Genomic DNA, 20,844 nt, shown 5'->3' on the forward strand with positions numbered 1-20,844 from the left:
GGCTAACAATTTTTGGTTGTATCATCGTTTTTTGAGGCCTATACTAAATTTCGGTTGTTAAAAATTACGATAATTATTATGTGCTAACGGGAACCGGAGCGTTCCCGTTTCCCCATGGATGGCCTTTTCGGCAAGGGGTTCTCCCTTCCTCTGTTCTACGTCGGATAATAGACTCGCGGAATGTTTCCGTGAGATTTCTCACAAAGCCCAAAAAGCGTCTACGCTGTTTTAAGGTTCTGATCACCGACCAGTGATGGAGAAACTATGAGTTCATCGTGTATAGAAGAAGTCAGCGTACCGGATGACGACTGGTACCGTATCACTAACGAATTATTAAGCCGCGCGGGCATTGCCATCAACGGCTCTTCACCAGCAGATATACGCGTCAAAAACCCCGATTTTTTTAAACGTGTTTTACGAGAGGGGTCGCTCGGTCTGGGTGAGAGTTACATGGATGGCTGGTGGGAATGCGATCGGCTGGACCAGTTTTTTAGTAAAGTCCTGCGAGCAGGGCTGGAAAACCAACTTCCACACCACTTCAAGGATACCCTTCGCATCGCGACCGCCCGCCTGTTCAATCTGCAAAGTAAAAAACGCGCGTGGATAGTCGGTAAAGAGCATTACGATCTCGGTAACGATCTGTTCAGTCGTATGCTTGACCCCTATATGCAGTATTCCTGCGCGTACTGGAAAGACGCGGATACCCTGGAAGCGGCGCAACAGGCCAAACTGAAGCTAATCTGCGAAAAATTGCAGCTGCAACCGGGTATGCGGGTGCTGGATATTGGCTGCGGCTGGGGTGGGTTGTCGCATTACATGGCGACGAATTATGACGTCAGCGTGGTGGGTGTGACGATTTCCGCCGAGCAGCAAAAAATGGCGCAGGAACGTTGCGCCGGGCTGGATGTGTCGATTCTGCTGGAAGATTATCGTGATTTGCACGATCAGTTCGACCGCATTGTTTCCGTGGGCATGTTTGAGCACGTCGGCCCTAAAAATTACCCGACCTATTTTGAAGTGGTTGATCGCAATCTGAAACCGGATGGTCTGTTCTTACTGCATACTATCGGTTCGAAAAAAACCGACAATAATGTCGACCCGTGGATCAATAAGTATATCTTTCCGAACGGTTGTCTCCCGTCAGTGCGCCAGATAGCCAACGCCAGCGAAGCGCATTTTGTGATGGAAGACTGGCATAACTTCGGCGCGGATTACGACACGACGCTGATGGCCTGGTACGAGCGTTTTCTCGCCGCATGGCCTGAAATTGCCGATAATTATTCCGAGCGCTTTAAACGGATGTTCAGCTATTACCTGAATGCCTGCGCCGGGGCGTTTCGCGCTCGCGATATTCAGCTCTGGCAGGTGGTGTTCTCGCGCGGCGTTGAAGACGGCCTGCGCGTAGCCCGCTAAACCTTCTCATGCCCCCGCCGTCTCGCGGGGGCTGGATTGTCTTACGCTTCGCTGGCGGTTTTCGTTACCGCCGCTTCACGTGCAGCCAGCACGCGTTCTACCGTATCCACCACCGCCTGCGTTTGCGGATCGATTTCAATGTTAACGCGCGCGCCCAGTTTTTTCTTACCCAGCGTCGTGCGTTCCAGTGTTTCCGGAATGAGATGCACACAGAAGCGCGTCGCGGTGACTTCTCCGACGGTCAAGCTAATGCCATCAATGCCAATAAACCCTTTATACAGGATATATTTCATTAACGCCGGATCCTGAACTTTGAACCAGATCTGACGGTTGTTCTCAGAGGTTAAAATCTTTGACACTTCCGCGGTGGTCATGATGTGACCGGACATCAGATGCCCGCCGATCTCATCACTGAATTTTGCCGCGCGTTCGACGTTCACCAGATCGCCCACTTGCAGATCGCCCAGATTGGTAATACGCAGCGTCTCTTTCATCAGATCAAAACTGATGTGATTACCGTTAATTTCGGTCACGGTCAGACAACAACCGTTGTGGGCCACCGATGCGCCCGTTTCCAGCGCGTCCAGCATGTATTCAGGTAATTCCACTACATGGGTGCGAAAATTGGGTTTTTCATCGATCGACACCAGTTTTGCGGTGCCCTGCACAATACCTGTAAACATACCTGCAACTCCTGAATTCAGTTAAGCCATTTCTGCCTGCCACAATAGCAGTTGGAAAATCAGGTTGCCAGTGAAGTGCCCCTTGACCTGTTTTTTCACTGGTGAAATTAGCATTCATCGCTACAATAGACTGAAATTTCCCCTTACATCTTCTTCTTGCTGCCACCCGTGGCGGCTTTTTTAGTCTCTCAAATAAAAACAAAATGATAGGTGTACACGTGCAGAAGTATATCAGTGAAGCGCGTCAGTTATTGGCTCTGGCAATACCGGTGATTCTTGCGCAAATCGCCCAAACCGCAATGGGGTTCGTCGATACCGTGATGGCAGGCGGTTACAGCGCCACCGACATGGCGGCCGTCGCTATTGGGACCTCCATCTGGCTGCCGGCTATTCTGTTCGGTCACGGATTGCTACTGGCGCTGACTCCGGTGATTGCTCAGCTCAACGGTTCAGGGCGCCGCGATCGCATTGCGCATCAGGTGCGCCAGGGCTTCTGGCTGGCGGGTTTCGTCTCGGTGCTGATTATGGTTGTGCTGTGGAACGCCGGTTATATCATCCGCTCGATGCATAACATCGATCCGGCCCTGGCGGATAAAGCCGTCGGTTACCTTCGTGCGTTGTTATGGGGGGCGCCGGGCTATCTGTTCTTCCAGGTTGCGCGTAACCAGTGTGAAGGTCTGGCGAAAACTAAACCCGGCATGGTGATGGGTTTTCTTGGGCTGCTGGTCAACATCCCGGTGAACTATATCTTTATCTATGGTCACTTCGGCATGCCGGAACTCGGCGGTGTCGGCTGCGGCGTGGCGACTGCGGCGGTCTATTGGGTGATGTTTAGCGCCATGCTCTGGTACGTGAAGCATGCGCGTTCAATGCGCGATATCCGCAATGAACAGCGTTTCAGCAAGCCGGATAACGTGGTGATGAAGCGCCTGGTACAACTGGGTTTGCCGATTGCGCTGGCCCTGTTCTTTGAAGTCACCTTGTTCGCCGTGGTGGCGCTGCTGGTATCGCCGTTAGGCATTGTGGATGTCGCCGGTCACCAGATCGCTCTGAATTTCAGTTCGCTGATGTTTGTTTTGCCGATGTCGCTGGCGGCGGCGGTCACCATTCGCGTGGGCTATCGTCTGGGACAAGGCTCAACGCTGGATGCTCAAACCGCCGCGCGTACCGGTTTAGGCGTTGGCGTCTGCATGGCGTGCCTGACGGCTATCTTTACCGTAACGCTGCGTGAGCACATCGCCCTGCTCTATAACGACAATCCTGAAGTGGTGACGCTGGCGGCGCAACTGATGCTGTTGGCGGCGGTTTATCAGATTTCGGACTCCATCCAGGTCATCGGCAGCGGGATCCTGCGTGGTTATAAGGATACGCGTTCGATTTTCTTTATTACCTTTACCGCCTACTGGGTGTTGGGATTACCGAGCGGTTATATTCTTGCCCTGACCGACCTGGTGGTGGACAGGATGGGGCCGGCTGGATTCTGGATGGGCTTTATCATCGGCCTGACGTCTGCGGCGATAATGATGATGCTGCGCATGCGCTTCCTGCAACGTCAGCCTTCCACGGTGATTCTGCAACGCGCTGCGCGATAAAACGGCAATAGCCGCCTGTTGGCGGCTATTCTCTCGACATTTTGCGCACTTCCTCCGCAATCGAGTGAAATCCGGAAGAAAATTACCATTTCCCTCTTGCCACCTCCCGGCTCTGCCGCTAATATTCGTCCCCGTTGTCACACACAACATTGCGTTCATAGCTCAGTTGGTTAGAGCACCACCTTGACATGGTGGGGGTCGTTGGTTCGAGTCCAATTGAACGCACCATTCTGCGTCCGTAGCTCAGTTGGTTAGAGCACCACCTTGACATGGTGGGGGTCGGTGGTTCGAGTCCACTCGGACGCACCATTTCACCGTCTGGTGATACGGTGCCTGTTTTCCTTTCGCTATTTTCTTATTTTCTCTGCAATTATTTCTCGTCATTCAGCTTCGCGTTATGCAAATCAGTAAATTACCCGTTCATTGATTTTTATTCCTGACTTGCTGATGTGGGGAAGTCTTCGCTTATCTTCCCATTAACCGCCATATACTGATTCAGCCTGTTAACGACTTTCACTCATCGCTTGCCATTCCCTCCACCGCAGCATGAATGGGTTTCGAGCGTCCTGATTCTGGTACAATCCCATAAATAGTGTCAGGGAGAAGAGTCCAGTTCATTGTCACTGTGAATGATCATTACGTTGTTGAATGGAGAATGGATATGCCGAAATTATTACAACTTCACTTTGCTTTTACTGGCCCGTTTGGCGCTGAAATGGCTGAGCAACTGCGGGGGCTGGCGGAGTCGATTAACCAGGAGCCGGGATTTATCTGGAAGGTGTGGACGGAAAGCGAGCAAAATCAGGAGGCGGGCGGGATCTATCTTTTCGAAAGCGAGGAGACTGCGCGGGCTTATCTGGATAAACATACCGCACGTTTAAAAAATCTTGGCGTTGACGAAGTCATCGCGAAAGTGTTTGACGTGAATATTCCGTTGAGCGAAATCAACAACGCCAGAGTGGGTTAGCAATGCCGCAGAGGGGGATTTTCCCCTCTGCGCATTTAACGTGACGCCAGGCTGGAGAGATATTTTTCTCCCGAACGTTGCACGATTTGACTGGCATTGCGGGTAATATTCTGCCCTTCAAATGCCCCGTACAGACTGGAAAACGTCACCGTGTTTAACCGCTGTATGATCCCGGCGACGGTTTTCGATGACAGCGGCAGCATGTTCGGATAGCTCCACATAAACGAAATCGCGTCAGCTCCAGGAGTGACCTGCAAGATATCTCCGGCGAGGATCGTCCCTTCCCCCTCCTCCAGATACAAAACCGTTCCCCCCGCAAAATGACCGCCCAGACGCATTAAGGTGACGCCTGGAAGGACGTTGTGTTCTTCGCCTTCCCATAGCCGAATCCAGGGACTGTCGCGCATTACCCAGGCGCGGTCAGCCGCATGGAGCCAGACGGGAGCGTCAAACGCATTCGCCCAGTCCTGCATTGTGGTGTAGTAATGAGGATGCGAAATCGCAATGGCGCTCAATCCGCCCAATGCGCGGATGAGCGTATGCGTTGCCGGGTCCAGATTCGCAATGCAATCCCAAAGAATATTTCCCACCGGCGTTCTGAGCAGAAACGCCCGTTGGTTTATGGCAAAGGAAGGAACCGTTTTCAGGCTGAAAAGTTGCGGCGTGTGCTGCTGCCACTTATTGGTATGGCTGGCGATAAGCTCGTCAAAGTCTATCCACGCCTGCCCGGAAACGGGTACATACTGGCGCTCATCCTGACAAATTTTGCAGCCTTCGACGGGGTTCTGACTGTCGTCATACGAGGTGCCACAGGTTTTACACAGCGTTATCATCGTCTCTCCTGATCTGATAAGAAATGCGTTAAGTATGGCAGAACGCGGCTTTGCCAGACCGAAGCATCCTTACCTTCCTCATCTACACTTACAGGATGTAACTGAAGTATCGATGGCAATAAAAATAACAGGATGGATAAGGACATGAAAAAAATCGCGATTATCGGGGCTGGCCCAACGGGGGTCTATACCTTTTATTCATTGCTCAAAGAGGCGCAGACACTGGAGATCGCCGTTTTTGAACGCGGGAATAAAGCGGGAATTGGCATGCCTTATAGTCTTTCTGAAAATAACCCAATGATGTTGGCGAATATTGCCAGTATCGAGGTTCCTCCGCTTTTTGACACCTGGCTTGCGTGGTTGCAGGCCCAGGACGACCATTATCTGGCGCAGTATGGCGTAAACAAGGAAACGCTACACCAGCGTCAGTTTCTGCCGCGCATTTTACTGGGGGATTATTTCCGCGCGCAGTTTTTACAAGCCGTTCGCCACGCCCAGGATCGTGGTTTTATGGTCACGCTGTATGAATCTTGTGAAGTCACAGATGTTGAAGCGACGCCCGCTGGCGTACAACTCTGGACCGATCAACACACGGTGCCGCTGCATGTCGACTTCGCGGTTATCGCCACGGGTCACGTCTGGCCGGACGAAGACGAATCAACACGCGCATTTTATCCCAGCCCCTGGTCCGGCTTGATGGAAGCTAAGGTACCAGCCGTCAGAGTGGGTATTCTTGGGACTTCACTAAGCGGCCTGGATGCGGCAATGGCGGTTGCGGTACAACACGGAATGTTTCACGAAACGCAGGAAAGTCAGGTTCATTTCTCACTGAATAAAGACAGTGAAGCGCTGGAGATTACGCTGATGTCCCGTTCCGGCATTTTGCCGGAAGCCGACTTTTACTGCCCCATCCCCTATGAACCACTAGAGTACGTTACCGATGAGGCCATTAAGCGCGAGATCGATGCGGGTTCAACAGAACTTCTCGATCGCGTTTTTAGATTGATGCAGAAAGAACTCGCCTTAGCCGACCCTAAATGGGCAGAGCAAATCTCGCTCTCCTCACTGGATGCGGATAGCTTTCCAGTGGCATTGTTTGCCGACAGAGCGCACAGCGATCCGTTCGAATGGGCGGCCGCAAATCTGAAAGAGGTCGAGGCAAATAAGCGTGACAAACGCACCGTTGCCTGGCGCTATACCCTGCTGCGTTTACATGAAGTTGTTCAGGATATTGTTGCCCACCTGGATGAAAAGGATAGTCAGCGATTCAGTTCGGGACTTGCTCGGGTGTTTATTGATAATTATGCGGCAATCCCGTCAGAGTCAATTCGCCGCATGCTGGCGCTGCACAAAGCCGGTATTCTGCGCGTTCTTGCACTGGGACAGGATTACGAGAAAGAGATAAAAGCGGATCGAACCGAGATTACAACACACAACGATCGCCTGACGTTTGACGTTTTCATTGACGCGCGAGGGCAAAAGCCGCTGAAGACAACAGACTTGCCCTTCCCGCGATTGCGCAGACAGTTACTGTCGTGTGGGGATGCGATTCCGGACGTTGGCGATGATTACACGCTTCAGGCGCCAGAGAACGTTCGTGGGCGAATTGCCTTCGGCGCCTTGCCCTATTTAATGCATGACCGGCCCTTTATCCAGGGGTTAGTCGCTTGCCAGGAAATTGGCATGGCGATGGCCAGGGCAGTATCAAAACCCGCTTCCCGACTGCGCAGACGTTTATCCCTTTATGATCGGTAACGCCGCACGCATTGTGGATGCATCAGACCCCTCTCTTGCCCTATACTTATCGGATGTCAAAAATGCATACAGTAAGGTGAACAATGGAAATTGATCTCGACAATCTGGTCTTTAACGGACTGGAAGAAGCCCAGGAACGTAATGCAGAACGTCTGGAAGATGCGGATAAAAAAGCAGAATCGGTGATCGCCGATGATGACTGCGGCGACGCCTGCAAAATCTGACTGGATTCAACCTGCCGCGCAATTTTGCGCGGCAGTTCTGTCAACGTCTTTTTAATGCCTCACTATTTGGCCGGTGAGTGCAGATTTCATTCCAGTACACCTCCCGCGTCCGACGATGTTCAGCGTGTTGTTTGATCACGAAACCACTCCGGGTCAATGTTGGCAATGTCCACGCCGTACAGGCTGGCGACAGGAAGAACAGACTCCACAACGCGCTGCAGATTGACCTCTGCACCGGGCTGTCGGGTCGGGTCAGGCATGATGACTACACGCGCCCAAAGACGCGCCATCCGCATTTTTATCTTCTCCATCTCCCGCTCCTCTGTTTTGTCAGGTGCCTTTCATTGCAGCGCAAACCGCACAAAAAATGAAATGCGAATTCTGCGCGCCGTTATCTGTTTTTGTTCATTAGCAACCCTTCGTTAACACACTGTTCACTAATAACTTTTTGCATATAAATAAGACTTTTTTCTTCTTTTGCAGCGGGTTCGGGTTGTGGGAGCGTAAAAGGACAAACCAATAATTCCAGGGATATCAAAGAAAATGATGGCAACGAAAACACAAAGTACGAAAAAAACGATTCTCGCCCTCGGCGTCATACTCGCCACGAGTTTTATGAGCGTTCAGGCGCAGGCCGATCAGCTCGCTGATATCAAGGCAGCAGGCGTGGTCAAGGTTGCGACGTTTGACGCTAACCCGCCGTTTGGCTCCGTCGATGCGAAAACCCATCAGATCGTTGGTTACGATGTTGATTTTGCCCAGGCGCTGGCGAAGTCACTGGGCGTGAAGCTGGAACTGGTCGCCACCAATCCCGCTAACCGTATTCCGCTGCTGCAATCGGGAAAAGCCGATCTGATCGTCGCTGATATTACGATAACCCCTGAGCGTGCTCAGGTTATCGACTTCTCCGTGCCCTACTTTGTTACCGGGCAACAGTTCCTGGTGCCGGTTTCGTCTCCCGATAAACTGGAGGAATACAGCCGTGCCCGCATTGGCGCAGTGAAGGGAACCACCGGTGAACAGGCGTTACATCAGCGCTTCCCTCAATCCCGCGTGCTGGCCTATGACGATATTCCGCTGGCGCTGACCGCCCTGCGCAACGGCAACGTACAGGCTATTACGCAGGACTCCACCATTCTGGCGGGTTTACTCGGCGGAGCACCGGACAAAGCCCAGTTCAAAATCCTGCCGGATTTACTCAGCAAAGAGGAGATTGGCGTGGGGGTGAAGAAAGGCGAACCGGCGTTGTTGAAAGCGGTTAACGATGAATTATTGCGACTCGAATCCAGCGGGCAGGCAGGCAAAATTTATGACGTCTGGTTTGACCCGGAAACGAAAAATCCGCAGCCGCGCACCTTTAAAATAGAGGCCAGATAAGATGTTGGCTGGTTTATTCACCCCTTGTGCAGCCGGCGCTGCGGATTTCAGCCAGTTACGCCAGGCACGGGTTGAATTACGCGAGGTGGTGAAAACGTACGGCGATCACCGGGTGCTCAACGGCGTCAGCCTTACCGTCGACCCCGGTGAAGTTGTGACTATTCTTGGCCCCTCGGGATCGGGCAAGTCAACCCTGATTCGCCTGATTAACCAACTGGAATCATTGAGTGGCGGCGATATTTTTATTGATGATAAACCCGTCGGTCAACTTAAGGGCCGTGCGTTGCGACAACTACGCAGCCGAATCGGTTTTGTTTTCCAGCAGTTTAATCTGTATGCGCACCTGACGGCGCAGCAGAATATCACCCTCGCGCTGGAGTACGTCCACGGCTGGAATAGAACCGACGCGACCCAGCGCGCGTATGCCCTGCTGGAGCAAGTCGGGCTGAGAGAGAAAGCTGGCGCTTATCCGGCGCAACTTTCCGGCGGCCAACAGCAGCGGGTGGCGATTGCCCGCGCGCTGGCCTCTTCGCCGCAAATTCTCCTGTTTGATGAGCCGACCTCTGCACTCGATCCGGAAATGATCGGTGAGGTGTTACAGGTCATGAAACGTCTGGCTCACAGCGGTATTACGATGATAGTGGTGACCCACGAGATGCATTTTGCCCGCGAAATTGCTGACCGGGTGGTGTTTATTGACGGCGGCGATATTCTCGAGGTCGCGCCTCCGGGTGACTTTTTTACCCGACCACAGCATCCGCGCACCCAGCGTTTTCTGCAAAAAGTGTTAGATCCGTTGCATCAGGAGTTATCACGATAATGCTATCAATGGACTGGCAGGGAGTGCTTACCGGCCTGCCCCTGCAATGGATCCTCTCCGGATTTCTCACCACGCTGTGGGTCAGCGCCGCAGGCATTTTCCTCGCCACGCTGTTGGCCATTTTTTTGTTAGCCCTTCGTCTTTCCGGCCATCGTACGGGCCGTCGCCTGGTGGCAGGTTGGGTATCGCTGTTTCGTAACACCCCGCTGCTGGTCCAGTTGCTGTTCTGGTACTTCGCAGGCTGGAACCTGCTGCCGCGCGGTTTTATTGCTTTTGTCAACGCAGAGCATGGCTGGTCAATCCTGCCCGGCAACGTCTGGTGGCTGACGCCTGAGTTTCTTTGCTCAGCGTGGGGACTCGGGGTGTTCACCTCGGCGTTTCTGGTTGAGGAGATCGCCGCCGGTTTACACGCGGTTTCCGCGGGACAGCGCGAAGCCGCCGTCTCCCAAGGGTTCTCCGCGTGGTTGACCTTTCGCCACATCCTCTTGCCACAGGGTTTAACCAACGCCTGGCAACCGGTGGTGGGACAATATCTCAATCTGATGAAACTGTCGTCATTAGCGAGCGGTATTGGCTTTGCGGAACTGACCTACCAGGTTCGCCAGATTGAAAGCTATAACGCCCATGCGCTGGAGGCCTTTGCCGTGGGCACTGCGCTTTATCTGTTTACCGGCGTGGCGCTCGGTCTGCTGTTGACCCATCTGGGGCCCGCTCCCCGACAGGAGAAAAAACCGCAAACCCGCCGGTTCCGGTTCAGGAGTCCCCAGCATGATCGCTAATATTACGGTGATAACCGACAACCTGGATTATCTCCTGTGGGGACGACTGGCCGACGGTCAACCCGGCGGCGTGCTGCTGACCCTGATGATGGCGCTGGGTGCGGCGGTGCTGGCCTTACCAGGCGGTATTGCCCTTGCCGCTATCGCCTGGCGTTTTCCCGGCGTTATCCGTAAAGGATTGTTCATCTGGGCAGAATTTATACGCGGGATCCCGCTGATCTTCGTTATTTTCTGGATGTGGTATTTGCTGCCCATGCTGACCGGCAGCGATCTCCCCGGTGCGGCAACCGTGACGCTGGCGTTGGCCTGGTTTACCACCGCGTCGGTGATGCATTCGGTGTACGCAGGGCTCAACGCGTTGCCCACCGGACAATATGATGCAGCCGTATCACAGGGATTCAGTCCTGTTCAGGCCCTGAGAGGGGTTTTACTGCCGCAGGTTTTACGTCATGTCCTGCCTTCCCTGACCGGGATATGCATTGGACTGCTGAAGGACACTTCGCTGGCATTTATCGTCAACGTGCCGGAACTGACGACGGTGGCGGGACAGGTTAACAGCCGGGAACAGATTTACCCGGCGGCTATCTTCATCTTTACGGGTCTGGTCTACTATCTGCTTTGCTACGGACTGGAGAAAACGACCCGGCGGCGATTTGCCCCGTGCTAACCTGTTAACATTCAATAAACTGATGCGCGTCGTCGAGTCGGTATTTCACGCCGGCGCGGATCCCCTTTTCCCCTTCAACCGCAACGGCAAAGCGCATACGTTCGCCGTCGTGATACGCCAGCGCCGCGCAACCACCCGGCCCCAGCACCACGGAGTCCACCGTACCTGTACTGGCAACAATCGCATTGTCGCCGTTGCAGATGATATGCACATTGTCGCCGCTGTTGGCGATTTTTGCATCTGCACCAAAACTGACTATCTGGCTCAGATCACCGTTACTGGCGATATGGCTTCTCTCACCCAGGGTACTCACCCGCACACGCATACCGCTGCAGGCGATCCGCGTTCCGTTACCGGCGCTGCTGATACGCGTAGAGTTTCCTGCGACAGCCAGCCGCGCGCGATCGCCCGAGCTACTGATATGGCTGTTATAGCCTACGCTACCGATGCGCACGCAGTAGCCCGCACTGGCAATTTGTGACGCGTACCCTGCGCTGGCAATCTTCATGTTATCGCCGGCACAGCCCAGATTCGCGTTATCACCGGCGTTTGCCACCTGCTGATCGCCTATTAAGGCGTCAGGTCGTGCCAGTCGCGACATGGCAGAGATGTCCTGGCGAGCAAAGTTCTCTTCATCCAGCCAGCGCGACCAGGCGTATTCCACCAGACTGTTCGCCCAGTCGAGATACCCTTCGCGACTCAACGCCCGATGCACATCAGCGTAGTTGCCGCCCTCGGGAAAACGGCGCAGAAACCAGCGGTACATCACCGCGCCAACCCGCCAGTTGCGTAAGTCCTCTCGTGTGATCAGCATACGTTAATGCCGGTGATAACCGTCGACCATGCAGCGGAACGTCTCGCCAGGCGTGCGCCCCGTAGTGCACAGGTAGAGGTGGCCGAAAATAAAGAACAGGCTAATGATTGCCAGCGCGAAGTGCGCCTGCAGCAACCAGTAGCGCACACCGGGAAGCACATCCCCCACAACCTGCGGATAGAGGGATAACAGACCGCTCAACAACAACAGCGGCAATAATCCGTACATCACGCCGACATAGGCCGCCTGCTGTAACGGATTAAACTTCGAACGCGGCGTAGCCGGAAACGGATGCGCTTCGCCCTGCATAATGCCGTACAGATAAAAGCGGGTCTGTTTCTGCGCCCGTGCTATCCAGCCCTCTGGCCGAATAATGTAGTGGTGGCCGTTGCCACCCAGCGCGTTAATCAGTACAAACCCGACCCAGCACGCCAGCAGGAGAAACCCGCAGACTTCGTGCACCGTCAGCAGGCTTTTGATCGCCGCTGTGCTGACCAGTGAAAAGTGATTGACGAGCCCGCTGCCCAGCAGGAGCACAAACAACAGCACATTCGACCAGTGCCACAAGCGAACCGCTTTCGAGTACAGATAGACTTTCTCGCCATGTCCGGCGGCAGCTTTGTTGGCTGAGCGAAAACGCAGCCAGGCGTGCAATCCCAACACCAGCCACATCGCCACCAGCAGCAGTCCGGCGATCACCAGCCAGACGGGCCAATACTCGGGGGAAAACACCGGCACATAGTTTGCCAGTTGCGCCTGGAACTGTTCAGCATTCTGCGACGCGTTCATACATTATCCTTTTTAATCAAATGTTGACCGAACCGACGATACAGATGGGGCTTACCCGCGCCCGGAAGTTGATACTGATAATAATTATTCTCCTGAAGCCAGCGCTGGATCTCCGGGCTATCCTCGCGACCAAACAACAGCGCATGCTCCGGACAGGACGACACACAGATAGGTGGGAACCCTTTCGCCAGCCGGGACTGGGCGCAAAAATCGCATTTGTCCGCCACTTTGGTTTGCGGATTCAGGTAGCGCACCTGATAAGGACAGGCACCAATGCAATAACTGCAGCCAATGCAGCGAGAACTGTCGACGCGAACGATCCCGTTCTCATCACGCCACGACGCGCCGGTCGGGCACACCTCAATGCAGGGCGCATCGTCGCAGTGCTGACAGGACTGACGGAAGTAGTGATACAGCGTTTCGTTGTCATTATCTGAAACGGGAATATGCGCGATCGACAAGCGACTCCCCTGCGCAGGAACATGATTCGTTTTGCGGCAGGCGCGGGTACAGATGTTACAGCCATTACATCGCGATTCATCATGGATCATGACGTAACGAACGGAGCTGCTGGCCGATGTTTTCGCCAGCAGCGTCTGGCCGGGTCCGCTGAAAAAAATGACCGTTCCCATGCCAAGCATAAATTTTCGTCGAGTGAAGGACATCTTGTTATCCTCTAATGCTGTGATCGCGCTCGTCCACGCTTTCCATGAATTCAGGGATTCTGAAACTGCTCAACTTCCAGCCATTCACACAAACCGTACGCTTTGCCATAACTCATAAAGCGTTCGCTGAATAAGTACGGCACCTCGTTCGACGACGCGACCGGGCGAATATCGGCATAGTCGGGATGCGTTTCAATCGCAGCCAACGCGGCTTCTATCTGCTCAGGCGCGAAACCGTAAGGCGACTGTTCCAGCATGGCGACTTTGTACGGACGCGGATAAGTCTGACAGTCAAAGCGCACCGCCTGCGCAATTGCCCGACAGATATCCTTTTCCACCACCTGAACGCACATATCGGCATAGTTGGCGGTCATGGTCTGGGTTGAGTAGTAATATTCATCCAAAGAGCCCTGCACCCGGGCGATATCCTCCCCGGCAAGCCCCTCATTGAGCGTCTCCAGCAGCGGTGTAAGTTCCGCTTCTTCCAGCGAATAAGGCGGCTGCAAGAACAATTCGCGTGCAACGAGCTGACCGTTCGCCGAATGCTGGCGGATAAAATCCGCCAGTATCTCCACGGGGCTTTCTTCCGCCTGTTCATCCTCGCAGGCTACTGGCTCACGTCGCCCCTGCAGCCACTGCCGCTTTTCGAGATCGACCTCCGGCGCGGCAAGTTGACTCACATCCTCTGGTTGGTTCATGTGATGTTCCTTACGCCGGCAACAGATTCTGCGCGGCCAGGTCATCAGCGACATCTTCGAGACCCAGTCGATTCAACGTCTCGCGCGTCGGACAGCCCAGTTCAGGGTGCCAGCCCATCTCTTTATAAAACAGCGTCAGGGATTCACGCATGTCATCGCGATCCATCTTGTCGGTGCCTTCGCTAAAGGCCGGGATCTTCGGATCCTTATCAAACACCCATGAGCAGATCTGGTCGTGCGCATTGCGCATATCGTTGGTCTGCATCAGTTTCACCGTATAAGCGCGGTGCAGCGTGAAGATACGTTCTGCGGCTAAATCGAGACTGGCCTGAGTGGTTTCATCACCGGTTACGGCCTGAAAGAATTTGGCTTCCAGATCGAGATCGCCGCGATAGTTGCGGCTTTTCAGCGGTGACACGGTCATCGGCCAGACCCAGTTACACAACGTAACCGCGTTATGCAGACACACTTTCAGCAGCGTCCATTTGGCATATTTGATTTTTGCCGCGTTGACTGGCGTGTAATTTTTCGTTTCATCATAGGCGTCTTCCGAGCCAAACAGTTCCGCCGCCACTTCGCGCTGCAGTTTCAGAGGCAAACCCGAGCCGATGAAATTGATGTGGGTGTGGGTCATACAGTCGCGGTTAAACATGCAGTTGGTGATGGCCCCCACCTGCGCCGACGCTTCGTTGGCGTGGTGAACCGGAAAACCAAACGGCGACCACAGTTTGTTTTTTTCATACGCCCAGTATTCATCACCCAGTTGCCAGCGCTCGGCAATAGCATACGAACCGTCCGCCAGGTGGCTGAGTTCACCGACACGATGCGCCAGGCGATAATAGAAATCCTTGATGAAATTTGGATCGCCCGCTTCCAGTTGATCCCAGCGGATTTCAGCATACTCTTCTGCCGGCAGGACGCGTTTAAACACCCCTTTGCTGTAGCAGTACGTAAAGTCGCGGTGCAACTGCCCGTAGTTACACCAGATGCCGTAATCATCAAACAGATTCAGGCCAATCAGATTGCCAATGACGCGGCCATCGTCTTTGTCTTCAAAGTCTTTGGGGCCATGCGGAAAAATGGTGGTATGGACAAAGTTCGCCACGCAGGTATTTCCGCCGGTGCTCGGCACGCCAAAATCCTTCACGCGGGGAATGTTCATCTGTGTCATACAGCGAATCGGACAGGAGTGGCAACCGCTCATTTTAACGGTGTATTTTTCTGCCGCCGGACCTAAATCGAAGACCGATTTGTAGGTCCGGTAACCAACGGTATTCTGATTACCCGGCGGGATCTCGCCAGTCTCGATTGGCCCGCCTTCTGCCGCGCCCCAGAACAGTCCTTTGCGTGCGGTCCAGCGGGAAGCGGGAGAGGAATATTCCGCCCATGCCTGCGGGGTACTGGGTACAACATGGTTGTTATTGGCGCCAATCAGCTCCGTCATCATGTAATCATTTAACCGCTTCATCTCTTTGCGGTCGGCAATGTTGACGCCTTTGGTCCCTTCCACGGCGATCGCTTTCAGGTTTTTCGAGCCCATCACCGCGCCCGTCCCCGCGCCACCGCTGTGGTTGCGGCTATTGAGCATGCAGGATAGCGGCACGAGGTTTTCACCCGCCTGGCCAATTGCCGCCACGCAGGTTTCCGGCGAGGTCATTCGGCATATTTCTTCTGTGGTTGCACGGGTACCTTTCCCCCACAGGAAATCGGCTTTTTCAAGTGTGACCTTGTCGTCTTTAATATTGAGCCAGACGGGGGATGCCGCCTTGCCTTCAATGATGATGGCGTCATAGCCTGCAAATTTCATTTGTGCCGCAAAAAAACCGCCCATATGCGCATCGACAACCAGATTGCCTTTTGTAAATGTAGAGAGCGACGTGATATTAACGCGAGAACTGCACGGGGCGCCGGATCCGGTAAGCGGTCCCGTCGCAAAGACTAATTTGTTGCCTTCATCAAAGGGTTTAGTACCAGCGGGAACTTCGTCGTACATAATTTTGTAGCCGAACCCCATACCGCCGACAAATTTTTTAAATTTACTGGAATCTTCAAGGGTAATATCGCCTGTTGTAAGATTGACCCGTAAAATATTACCTGTCCAACCGTTAGCCATAATGTTTTCCTTTGCAAGACTCAAACAGTAATATCTTTCCACTCGATGATTTTTAATGCCCCGGTCGGGCAGGCACTGGCGCATTCACCGCATAAAATACATTTCGATGATTTCTTCGTTTCGGTATTAACGGTAGCCATCATCCAGGGACACGCGGTGGTACAGGCGCTGCATCCGATACAACGTCGGTGATCAACGGCAATGCAACCGTCTTCCTGGTTCCAGGTAATTGCCTCAATCGGGCAAACCTTCATGCACTGCGGATCTTTACACTGTCGACAGGTGTCCGGGGTGTAGTTCAGATCGCCATACAGGCCGCCGCCGGAGCCTGGACCTTTGTCGCCGAAGAAGAAGTGACGGTGAATTTTAATGCGGGAAAAGAAGGTGCCGACTGCGCCGTCATTGTAGTTGGTACAGGAAATTTCACAGCGATGACACCCGGTACAGCGGGCGCGTTGGGTGACTAACACCCCTTTCGGCGTGGAGATTAACCCGACAGTGCCGCTATCGATATCTTCTTGCTTGCAGCCAAAAAGCGATAATAACGCGGGCGCGAGGGTTAACCCTGCCAGGCCTTTTCCCGATATACGCAGAAATTCCAGCCGCGTTAAGCCCGTATCTAATAATGGACGATCAACCTGGTTCATTTATTTTGCATCCTCTTCGCAAACGCAGTGCCGACAACACGTCCCAGGCTGATGCTAATTATGCTGAAACAGAGCCTCTGATGTTGCCTCCCACAGCTGAAGTTCCGCCTTAACCGGATTGCATAAATAACGCAACTTAACGCAAATAAACTAATCCTTTAGGGTTAGGCGAAATAAATAATGTGAGTTATTGGCGGGTATAACTTTGATCGTCATCAATTAAAAACGGGAAGAAAAATATTAAATGCGTAGTGATATTTATTATCATAAAGACAGTGAAACACTGTTCCGCCAGATTACAAATAAATGTGAATTTGTTCCCAACTATAAATTAAAAAACGTTCGTGATATATTTAAAAATATAGCGAATTACCCATAGCAGTAATACTGTCCCCTGAATAATTCGAGTTACAGGAAATAAGGGATGTGTTCATCCCCTATTGCGGTTAGCTGGCCAGCGCTTTGATTACCGTTTCCATTGCCTGCTTTTCGAGGTCGCTACGCTGAATACGCTGGTTCGCCAGTGCAGTTCGCAGTACCCCGGCAATCACGATATGTTTGGGTTCCTGTCCCAGATCGCGCATTTCCAACACCACTTTGCCAACCACTCTGCACATCTCACGGTACAGTTCATCGTCTTTTGTCAGGTTTCCCATTATTGTCTCTCATTGCAGGTCCAGTTAAACAGCATATATCAGACTGGAGGGGATGACAAAAAACAAAGAAAATCAAATAAATAACTCACGGTACTATTCAACGATATGCGTTTCTTTCAATTGTTGCCATTTGTTGACCAGTTCCGCCAGATTGGCCGCCTGCATTTTTTCCATCACCCTGGCGCGATGGACTTCTACCGTGCGTACCGCGATGTTCATCACCTGCGCAATCTCGCGGTTCATCAATCCCTTAACGACAAAACCCGCTAACTCACGTTCTTTTGCCGTAAGGGTCCGGTAACAGGAGGCGATCTGTTGTCGGACTACGGCCTGTTGTGAAACCACCAGCGCACGCTCCAGCGCTGTTTGCAACGGTCTGGCGCTGACCGGTTTTTGCAGGAAGTCTACCGCACCCTGTTTCATCTGCTCGACGGCCATCGGCACGTCGCCATGTCCGGTAAGAAACACCACTGCCAGCGTACTTTCGCGCTGGCGCAACACCGTATGGACATGCTTACCATCCATCACCGGCATCCGCATATCCAGCAACAGCACGCCCGTGTCATACAAATCAGCCTGCTCAAGAAAAACCGCCCCTTCTTCCCAGCACGTGACCGGGTAGCCCAGGCTCTCCAGCAGAAAGGCGCAGGCGTCGGTGACCGCTGCATCATCATCCAGTAAATGAACTATCGCCATTGCTGCTCCTGTCCTGCTGTTGAGTAAAATCCAGTACCACCTCCACGCCAGACTGCCCGTCAGGCGCGGTCTGATTTCGCAGATGAATCTCTCCCTGACCGTAACGCACCAGCCGCTGACAAATCACCAGCCCCAGTCCCATCCCCTCTTTCCGACTGGTTTTAAAGGGCTGAAACGCCTGATGCAATAAGGCATCGTTGATGCCGCCGCCATTATCCTGCAACGTCATGCGTACGCCCTGTGTCGACGCTGAGGCATCAATCCACAGTGTGGTGGCACCCGCCTGCGCCGCATTGAGGAGCAGATTAGCCAGCACCTGCTCGAGCAAAACCGGCGGCAGCAAAATCGTCAACGCGCGATCGATATTGCTGTGTAAGGTTAACATCGGAAACTGCTGCGCCATGCGCAACAGTTGCCAGACATATTGAACCGCCTCGTGGATGTTGATGTTCTCCCACTCTTCCGTGCGGATCGGGCTTCCCTGGGCCTGACTCACCCAGCGCCGCAGATTACGCAGCGTCTCAGCCCCACGCTGTGCCTGCCTATCAATATGCTCGAGCGCAGGCAGTAACGCGTGCGCCGGATCCTGCGACTGCAAGCGAATCAGACTGCCCTGCGCGTAATGGCGAATGGCCGAAAGCGGTTGATTCAGTTCGTGCGCGAATCCCGAGGTCATTTCGCCGAGAACGCTCATCTGCCTGGCCGTTTCCAGCGCCTGCTCCTGCTGGCGCAACTGGACGCCGTTGCGTTCAAGTTGTTTACCACGACGACGCACCAGCAACATCACCCAGATATAGTTCAGGGTCAGCAGCAGCAGGATCAGCGCAGTCCCGCCCATCAGCCACTGATGCTGTATCAGCCAGCTTTTCACATCCAGCCATAAGCGTCGCTGCTGTGGATGCTGCTGAACGTCGCGCAGTAACGCCTCTACCTGGCTGGTCGACGCCGGCGCGCCCCAATGGAACGCGGAGGTGTCAGGCGCAGCCAGCAGCGCACGGGTGACACGATCGGCCAGCGTATCACTGACTGCAGGCAACGCGGCAAACGACCAGTCAGGATAGAGCGGCGTACTGGCTAAACAGGCAATATTTCCGGGACGGTTGAGCACCGCAACAAAATCGGTTTTATCAACCAGTCCCTCTTCGTCCATTTTTTCCAGCAGGCAGACCGGAACAATCACCGCCTGCACCGCATTTTCACGGAGTAAATAAAGAAGCGCATCGGCTGGAAAACCGCTAAAACGCAGGTTGAGGTCGCGCTCCGGGCGCAGACCGGCGTCGCTCAACGCTTTATATCCCAGCAGGTAGCCGCCGAACGCCTGAGGGTCAATGGCCCCCACTGTTTTACCGATCAGATCGTGCGCGCCAGTGATACCGCTGTCGCGTCGGGCAAGGATCGCACTGCCAATGACATTACCTGTTCCGCGCGCAGAACGCAGAGACGCCAGCCAGCGCAGCGGCGCACGGCTATTCAGTTGCACAAACTGCGCCGGGTTGGTTACCACAAATTGCACGCTTTCGTTATTGACCGCCGCCTGCATCTGGTGCAGATCCAGCGGTACAATGTGGAACTGTTCTCCGGGAAGCTGCTGATTAAGCAGCTCCTCCAGCGGTTGCCAGTGGCTGCGGGTAGCGACTTCTCCACGCATCGCCAGAATCCCGATATGCCATGAGCCCGCCAGCGTGCTACTGCTGAACATTAAGGCCGACACCAGCAGCGCCAGCCTCTTTACCGTTTCACCTCTCACGCCGATATCCCTGTTGATTATGTTGTTTTAGATCAACAACCCGCCGGGTATGTGGTTAACCACAATAGAGCTGCCCCCGCCACGATTTTTACACTGTAAATCATCGACATTCTTTATTCATCACACGCAACCCAACGGCGTGACAAATGTTTCGTTGTTGCCTTGAGACGGGAGAAAAAATGGACAACAGTAAACGGCAGTTTCTCCAGCAGCTGGGCGTCCTGACCGCAGGCGCTTCACTGGTTCCACTGGCGCAGGCGAAATTTCCTTTTTCACCTGAACGCCACGGCGGTTCCACGCAGCAACGTTACGCGATGCTCGTGGATCTTCGCCGCTGCATAGGCTGTCAGGCCTGCACCGTCAGTTGTGCGATAGAAAATCAGACGCCACAGGGTGAGTTTCGTACCCATGTGAATCAATATCAGGTCCGGATAGCGGATGAAGTGACCAACGTGCTGTTACCGCGTCTTTGTAATCACTGTGACAATCCGCCCTGTGTGCCGGTTTGCCCGGTGCAGGCCACATTTCAGCGCGAAGATGGCATCGTGGTGGTCGATAATACCCGCTGTGTTGGCTGCGCCTACTGCGTTCAGGCGTGTCCTTATGACGCCCGTTTTATCAATCATGAGACACAGACCGCCGATAAATGCACGTTTTGCGTCCACCGTCTTGAAGTCGGCCTTCTCCCCGCCTGCGTGGAGTCCTGCGTAGGCGGCGCACGCATTATCGGCGACATCCGCGATCCGCAAAGCCGGATATCGCAATTGATCCGCACCCATCACGACACCATCAAGGTCCTTAAGCCGGAAAATAACACCACGCCCCACGTCTTTTATCTGGGACTGGACGAGGCGTTTGTCACCCCGTTGATGGGACGCGCGCAACCCGCACTCTGGCAGGAGGTCTGAG

At 53.7% G+C, this 20,844-nt stretch carries 22 protein-coding genes and 2 tRNA genes; 12 read left to right on the forward strand and 12 right to left on the reverse strand.

The genetic code is table 11. The features are described from left to right. The first annotated feature begins 264 nt into the window (after positions 1–264). Positions 265–1,413: a cyclopropane fatty acyl phospholipid synthase gene (gene cfa / locus QNN88_RS06045; protein WP_414239419.1), complete on the forward strand. Its 1,149-nt coding sequence runs from the start codon at positions 265–267 to the stop codon at positions 1,411–1,413. Between the two features lie 41 nt (positions 1,414–1,454). Here the strand turns inward: cfa and QNN88_RS06050 are convergent, their stop codons facing one another. Next, positions 1,455–2,096, reverse strand: coding sequence for a riboflavin synthase subunit alpha (locus tag QNN88_RS06050; RefSeq protein ID WP_414239420.1), 642 nt, complete (start codon positions 2,094–2,096; stop codon positions 1,455–1,457). Positions 2,097–2,314: 218 nt separating this feature from the next. Here QNN88_RS06050 and mdtK point away from each other — a divergent pair, with 218 nt between their 5' ends. The 4 genes from mdtK (at position 2,315) to QNN88_RS06070 (ending at position 4,655) form a co-directional block, all read left to right on the forward strand. Next, on the forward strand, positions 2,315–3,688 hold the full coding sequence (gene mdtK / locus QNN88_RS06055) for a multidrug efflux MATE transporter MdtK (RefSeq protein WP_414239421.1): 1,374 nt from the start codon (positions 2,315–2,317) through the stop codon (positions 3,686–3,688). Positions 3,689–3,839: 151 nt separating this feature from the next. Continuing rightward, positions 3,840–3,916: transfer RNA gene (locus tag QNN88_RS06060), tRNA-Val, on the forward strand. Between the two features lie 4 nt (positions 3,917–3,920). Further along, a tRNA-Val gene (locus QNN88_RS06065) sits at positions 3,921–3,997 on the forward strand. Between the two features lie 352 nt (positions 3,998–4,349). Next, complete coding sequence (locus tag QNN88_RS06070; protein ID WP_414239422.1) at positions 4,350–4,655, forward strand: monooxygenase; 306 nt, start codon at positions 4,350–4,352, stop codon at positions 4,653–4,655. Between the two features lie 35 nt (positions 4,656–4,690). Here the strand turns inward: QNN88_RS06070 and QNN88_RS06075 are convergent, their stop codons facing one another. Further along, positions 4,691–5,488, reverse strand: a complete 798-nt coding sequence (locus QNN88_RS06075) for an MBL fold metallo-hydrolase (RefSeq protein WP_414239423.1) — start codon at positions 5,486–5,488, stop codon at positions 4,691–4,693. A gap of 144 nt (positions 5,489–5,632) precedes the next feature. On the opposite strand from QNN88_RS06075, the gene QNN88_RS06080 reads away from it, so the two are divergent. Both QNN88_RS06080 and QNN88_RS06085 read left to right on the forward strand, forming a co-directional pair. After that, on the forward strand, positions 5,633–7,243 hold the full coding sequence (locus QNN88_RS06080; protein ID WP_414239424.1) for an FAD-NAD(P)-binding protein: 1,611 nt from the start codon (positions 5,633–5,635) through the stop codon (positions 7,241–7,243). An 83-nt stretch (positions 7,244–7,326) separates the two neighbouring features. Beyond that, positions 7,327–7,467, forward strand: coding sequence for a hypothetical protein (locus tag QNN88_RS06085; protein ID WP_152404854.1), 141 nt, complete (start codon positions 7,327–7,329; stop codon positions 7,465–7,467). 119 nt (positions 7,468–7,586) lie between these two features. Here the strand turns inward: QNN88_RS06085 and QNN88_RS06090 are convergent, their stop codons facing one another. Beyond that, positions 7,587–7,778 carry a hypothetical protein gene (locus QNN88_RS06090; RefSeq protein WP_414239811.1) on the reverse strand — a complete coding sequence of 64 codons (192 nt, stop codon included), beginning with the start codon at positions 7,776–7,778 and terminating at the stop codon, positions 7,587–7,589. 232 nt (positions 7,779–8,010) lie between these two features. Here QNN88_RS06090 and QNN88_RS06095 point away from each other — a divergent pair, with 232 nt between their 5' ends. Genes QNN88_RS06095 through QNN88_RS06110 form a run of 4 tightly spaced genes read left to right on the forward strand, consistent with a single transcriptional unit; the run spans position 8,011 to position 11,110 of the window. Then, positions 8,011–8,844 (forward strand): ABC transporter substrate-binding protein, encoded by an 834-nt coding sequence (locus tag QNN88_RS06095; RefSeq protein WP_414239425.1) that lies wholly within the window; start codon positions 8,011–8,013, stop codon positions 8,842–8,844. Position 8,845: 1 nt separating this feature from the next. After that, a complete protein-coding gene (locus tag QNN88_RS06100; RefSeq protein ID WP_414239426.1) occupies positions 8,846–9,664 on the forward strand; it encodes an amino acid ABC transporter ATP-binding protein in 819 nt (272 codons plus the stop codon). Further along, a complete protein-coding gene (locus QNN88_RS06105; RefSeq protein ID WP_414239427.1) occupies positions 9,664–10,443 on the forward strand; it encodes an amino acid ABC transporter permease in 780 nt (259 codons plus the stop codon). Before QNN88_RS06100 ends, QNN88_RS06105 begins: the two co-directional genes overlap by 1 nt. After that, on the forward strand, positions 10,433–11,110 hold the full coding sequence (locus QNN88_RS06110; RefSeq protein ID WP_414239428.1) for an amino acid ABC transporter permease: 678 nt from the start codon (positions 10,433–10,435) through the stop codon (positions 11,108–11,110). Before QNN88_RS06105 ends, QNN88_RS06110 begins: the two co-directional genes overlap by 11 nt. A 4-nt stretch (positions 11,111–11,114) precedes the next feature. Here QNN88_RS06110 and ydhT read toward each other — a convergent pair whose 3' ends face one another. The 9 genes from ydhT to ttrS form a co-directional block, all read right to left on the reverse strand. Next, on the reverse strand, positions 11,115–11,924 hold the full coding sequence (gene ydhT, locus QNN88_RS06115; protein ID WP_414239429.1) for a protein YdhT: 810 nt from the start codon (positions 11,922–11,924) through the stop codon (positions 11,115–11,117). Between the two features lie 3 nt (positions 11,925–11,927). Then, positions 11,928–12,713 (reverse strand): thiosulfate reductase cytochrome B subunit, encoded by a 786-nt coding sequence (gene phsC, locus QNN88_RS06120; protein ID WP_414239430.1) that lies wholly within the window; start codon positions 12,711–12,713, stop codon positions 11,928–11,930. After that, positions 12,710–13,378 (reverse strand): 4Fe-4S dicluster domain-containing protein, encoded by a 669-nt coding sequence (locus QNN88_RS06125; RefSeq protein WP_414239431.1) that lies wholly within the window; start codon positions 13,376–13,378, stop codon positions 12,710–12,712. The genes phsC and QNN88_RS06125 overlap by 4 nt, the downstream gene beginning before the upstream one ends. 50 nt (positions 13,379–13,428) lie before the next feature. Next, positions 13,429–14,076, reverse strand: coding sequence for a YdhW family putative oxidoreductase system protein (locus tag QNN88_RS06130; RefSeq protein ID WP_414239432.1), 648 nt, complete (start codon positions 14,074–14,076; stop codon positions 13,429–13,431). Positions 14,077–14,086: 10 nt separating this feature from the next. Beyond that, positions 14,087–16,189 carry an aldehyde ferredoxin oxidoreductase gene (locus tag QNN88_RS06135; protein WP_414239433.1) on the reverse strand — a complete coding sequence of 701 codons (2,103 nt, stop codon included), beginning with the start codon at positions 16,187–16,189 and terminating at the stop codon, positions 14,087–14,089. Between the two features lie 20 nt (positions 16,190–16,209). Beyond that, positions 16,210–16,836: a ferredoxin-like protein gene (locus tag QNN88_RS06140; protein ID WP_414239434.1), complete on the reverse strand. Its 627-nt coding sequence runs from the start codon at positions 16,834–16,836 to the stop codon at positions 16,210–16,212. 446 nt (positions 16,837–17,282) lie between these two features. Continuing rightward, the gene (fumD, locus tag QNN88_RS06145) at positions 17,283–17,492 is read right to left on the reverse strand and encodes a fumarate hydratase FumD (protein ID WP_044254724.1); all 210 of its coding nucleotides are present in this window, start codon (positions 17,490–17,492) and stop codon (positions 17,283–17,285) included. Positions 17,493–17,585: 93 nt separating this feature from the next. Next, positions 17,586–18,188: a tetrathionate respiration response regulator TtrR gene (gene ttrR, locus QNN88_RS06150; protein ID WP_414239435.1), complete on the reverse strand. Its 603-nt coding sequence runs from the start codon at positions 18,186–18,188 to the stop codon at positions 17,586–17,588. After that, positions 18,163–19,935, reverse strand: a complete 1,773-nt coding sequence (gene ttrS, locus QNN88_RS06155) for a tetrathionate respiration histidine kinase TtrS (RefSeq protein WP_414239436.1) — start codon at positions 19,933–19,935, stop codon at positions 18,163–18,165. Before ttrS ends, ttrR begins: the two co-directional genes overlap by 26 nt. 179 nt (positions 19,936–20,114) lie before the next feature. Here ttrS and ttrB point away from each other — a divergent pair, with 179 nt between their 5' ends. Next, the gene (gene ttrB, locus QNN88_RS06160; RefSeq protein WP_414239437.1) at positions 20,115–20,843 is read left to right on the forward strand and encodes a tetrathionate reductase subunit TtrB; all 729 of its coding nucleotides are present in this window, start codon (positions 20,115–20,117) and stop codon (positions 20,841–20,843) included. Position 20,844: the final 1 nt, after the last annotated feature.

Origin of the sequence: Citrobacter sp. ANG330 (genome assembly GCF_047467925.1) — a bacterium.
In the GTDB taxonomy this organism is placed as follows: Bacteria; Pseudomonadota; Gammaproteobacteria; order Enterobacterales; family Enterobacteriaceae; genus Citrobacter_A; species Citrobacter_A amalonaticus_G.

What these genes read in the sequence shown, in the direction of transcription:
- QNN88_RS06140 (WP_414239434.1), bottom strand. Translation starts at nt 16,836, where the DNA reads ATGAACCAGGTTGATCGTCCATTATTAGATACGGGCTTAACGCGGCTG.
- fumD (WP_044254724.1), bottom strand. Translation starts at nt 17,492, where the DNA reads ATGGGAAACCTGACAAAAGACGATGAACTGTACCGTGAGATGTGCAGA.
- QNN88_RS06070 (WP_414239422.1), top strand. Translation starts at nt 4,350, where the DNA reads ATGCCGAAATTATTACAACTTCACTTTGCTTTTACTGGCCCGTTTGGC.
- QNN88_RS06085 (WP_152404854.1), top strand. Translation starts at nt 7,327, where the DNA reads ATGGAAATTGATCTCGACAATCTGGTCTTTAACGGACTGGAAGAAGCC.
- QNN88_RS06100 (WP_414239426.1), top strand. Translation starts at nt 8,846, where the DNA reads ATGTTGGCTGGTTTATTCACCCCTTGTGCAGCCGGCGCTGCGGATTTC.
- phsC (WP_414239430.1), bottom strand. Translation starts at nt 12,713, where the DNA reads ATGAACGCGTCGCAGAATGCTGAACAGTTCCAGGCGCAACTGGCAAAC.
- QNN88_RS06050 (WP_414239420.1), bottom strand. Translation starts at nt 2,096, where the DNA reads ATGTTTACAGGTATTGTGCAGGGCACCGCAAAACTGGTGTCGATCGAT.
- QNN88_RS06125 (WP_414239431.1), bottom strand. Translation starts at nt 13,378, where the DNA reads ATGTCCTTCACTCGACGAAAATTTATGCTTGGCATGGGAACGGTCATT.
- ydhT (WP_414239429.1), bottom strand. Translation starts at nt 11,924, where the DNA reads ATGCTGATCACACGAGAGGACTTACGCAACTGGCGGGTTGGCGCGGTG.
- QNN88_RS06095 (WP_414239425.1), top strand. Translation starts at nt 8,011, where the DNA reads ATGATGGCAACGAAAACACAAAGTACGAAAAAAACGATTCTCGCCCTC.
- cfa (WP_414239419.1), top strand. Translation starts at nt 265, where the DNA reads ATGAGTTCATCGTGTATAGAAGAAGTCAGCGTACCGGATGACGACTGG.
- QNN88_RS06080 (WP_414239424.1), top strand. Translation starts at nt 5,633, where the DNA reads ATGAAAAAAATCGCGATTATCGGGGCTGGCCCAACGGGGGTCTATACC.
- QNN88_RS06130 (WP_414239432.1), bottom strand. Translation starts at nt 14,076, where the DNA reads ATGAACCAACCAGAGGATGTGAGTCAACTTGCCGCGCCGGAGGTCGAT.
- QNN88_RS06075 (WP_414239423.1), bottom strand. Translation starts at nt 5,488, where the DNA reads ATGATAACGCTGTGTAAAACCTGTGGCACCTCGTATGACGACAGTCAG.
- QNN88_RS06135 (WP_414239433.1), bottom strand. Translation starts at nt 16,189, where the DNA reads ATGGCTAACGGTTGGACAGGTAATATTTTACGGGTCAATCTTACAACA.
- QNN88_RS06090 (WP_414239811.1), bottom strand. Translation starts at nt 7,778, where the DNA reads ATGGAGAAGATAAAAATGCGGATGGCGCGTCTTTGGGCGCGTGTAGTC.
- QNN88_RS06105 (WP_414239427.1), top strand. Translation starts at nt 9,664, where the DNA reads ATGCTATCAATGGACTGGCAGGGAGTGCTTACCGGCCTGCCCCTGCAA.
- QNN88_RS06110 (WP_414239428.1), top strand. Translation starts at nt 10,433, where the DNA reads ATGATCGCTAATATTACGGTGATAACCGACAACCTGGATTATCTCCTG.
- ttrR (WP_414239435.1), bottom strand. Translation starts at nt 18,188, where the DNA reads ATGGCGATAGTTCATTTACTGGATGATGATGCAGCGGTCACCGACGCC.
- ttrB (WP_414239437.1), top strand. Translation starts at nt 20,115, where the DNA reads ATGGACAACAGTAAACGGCAGTTTCTCCAGCAGCTGGGCGTCCTGACC.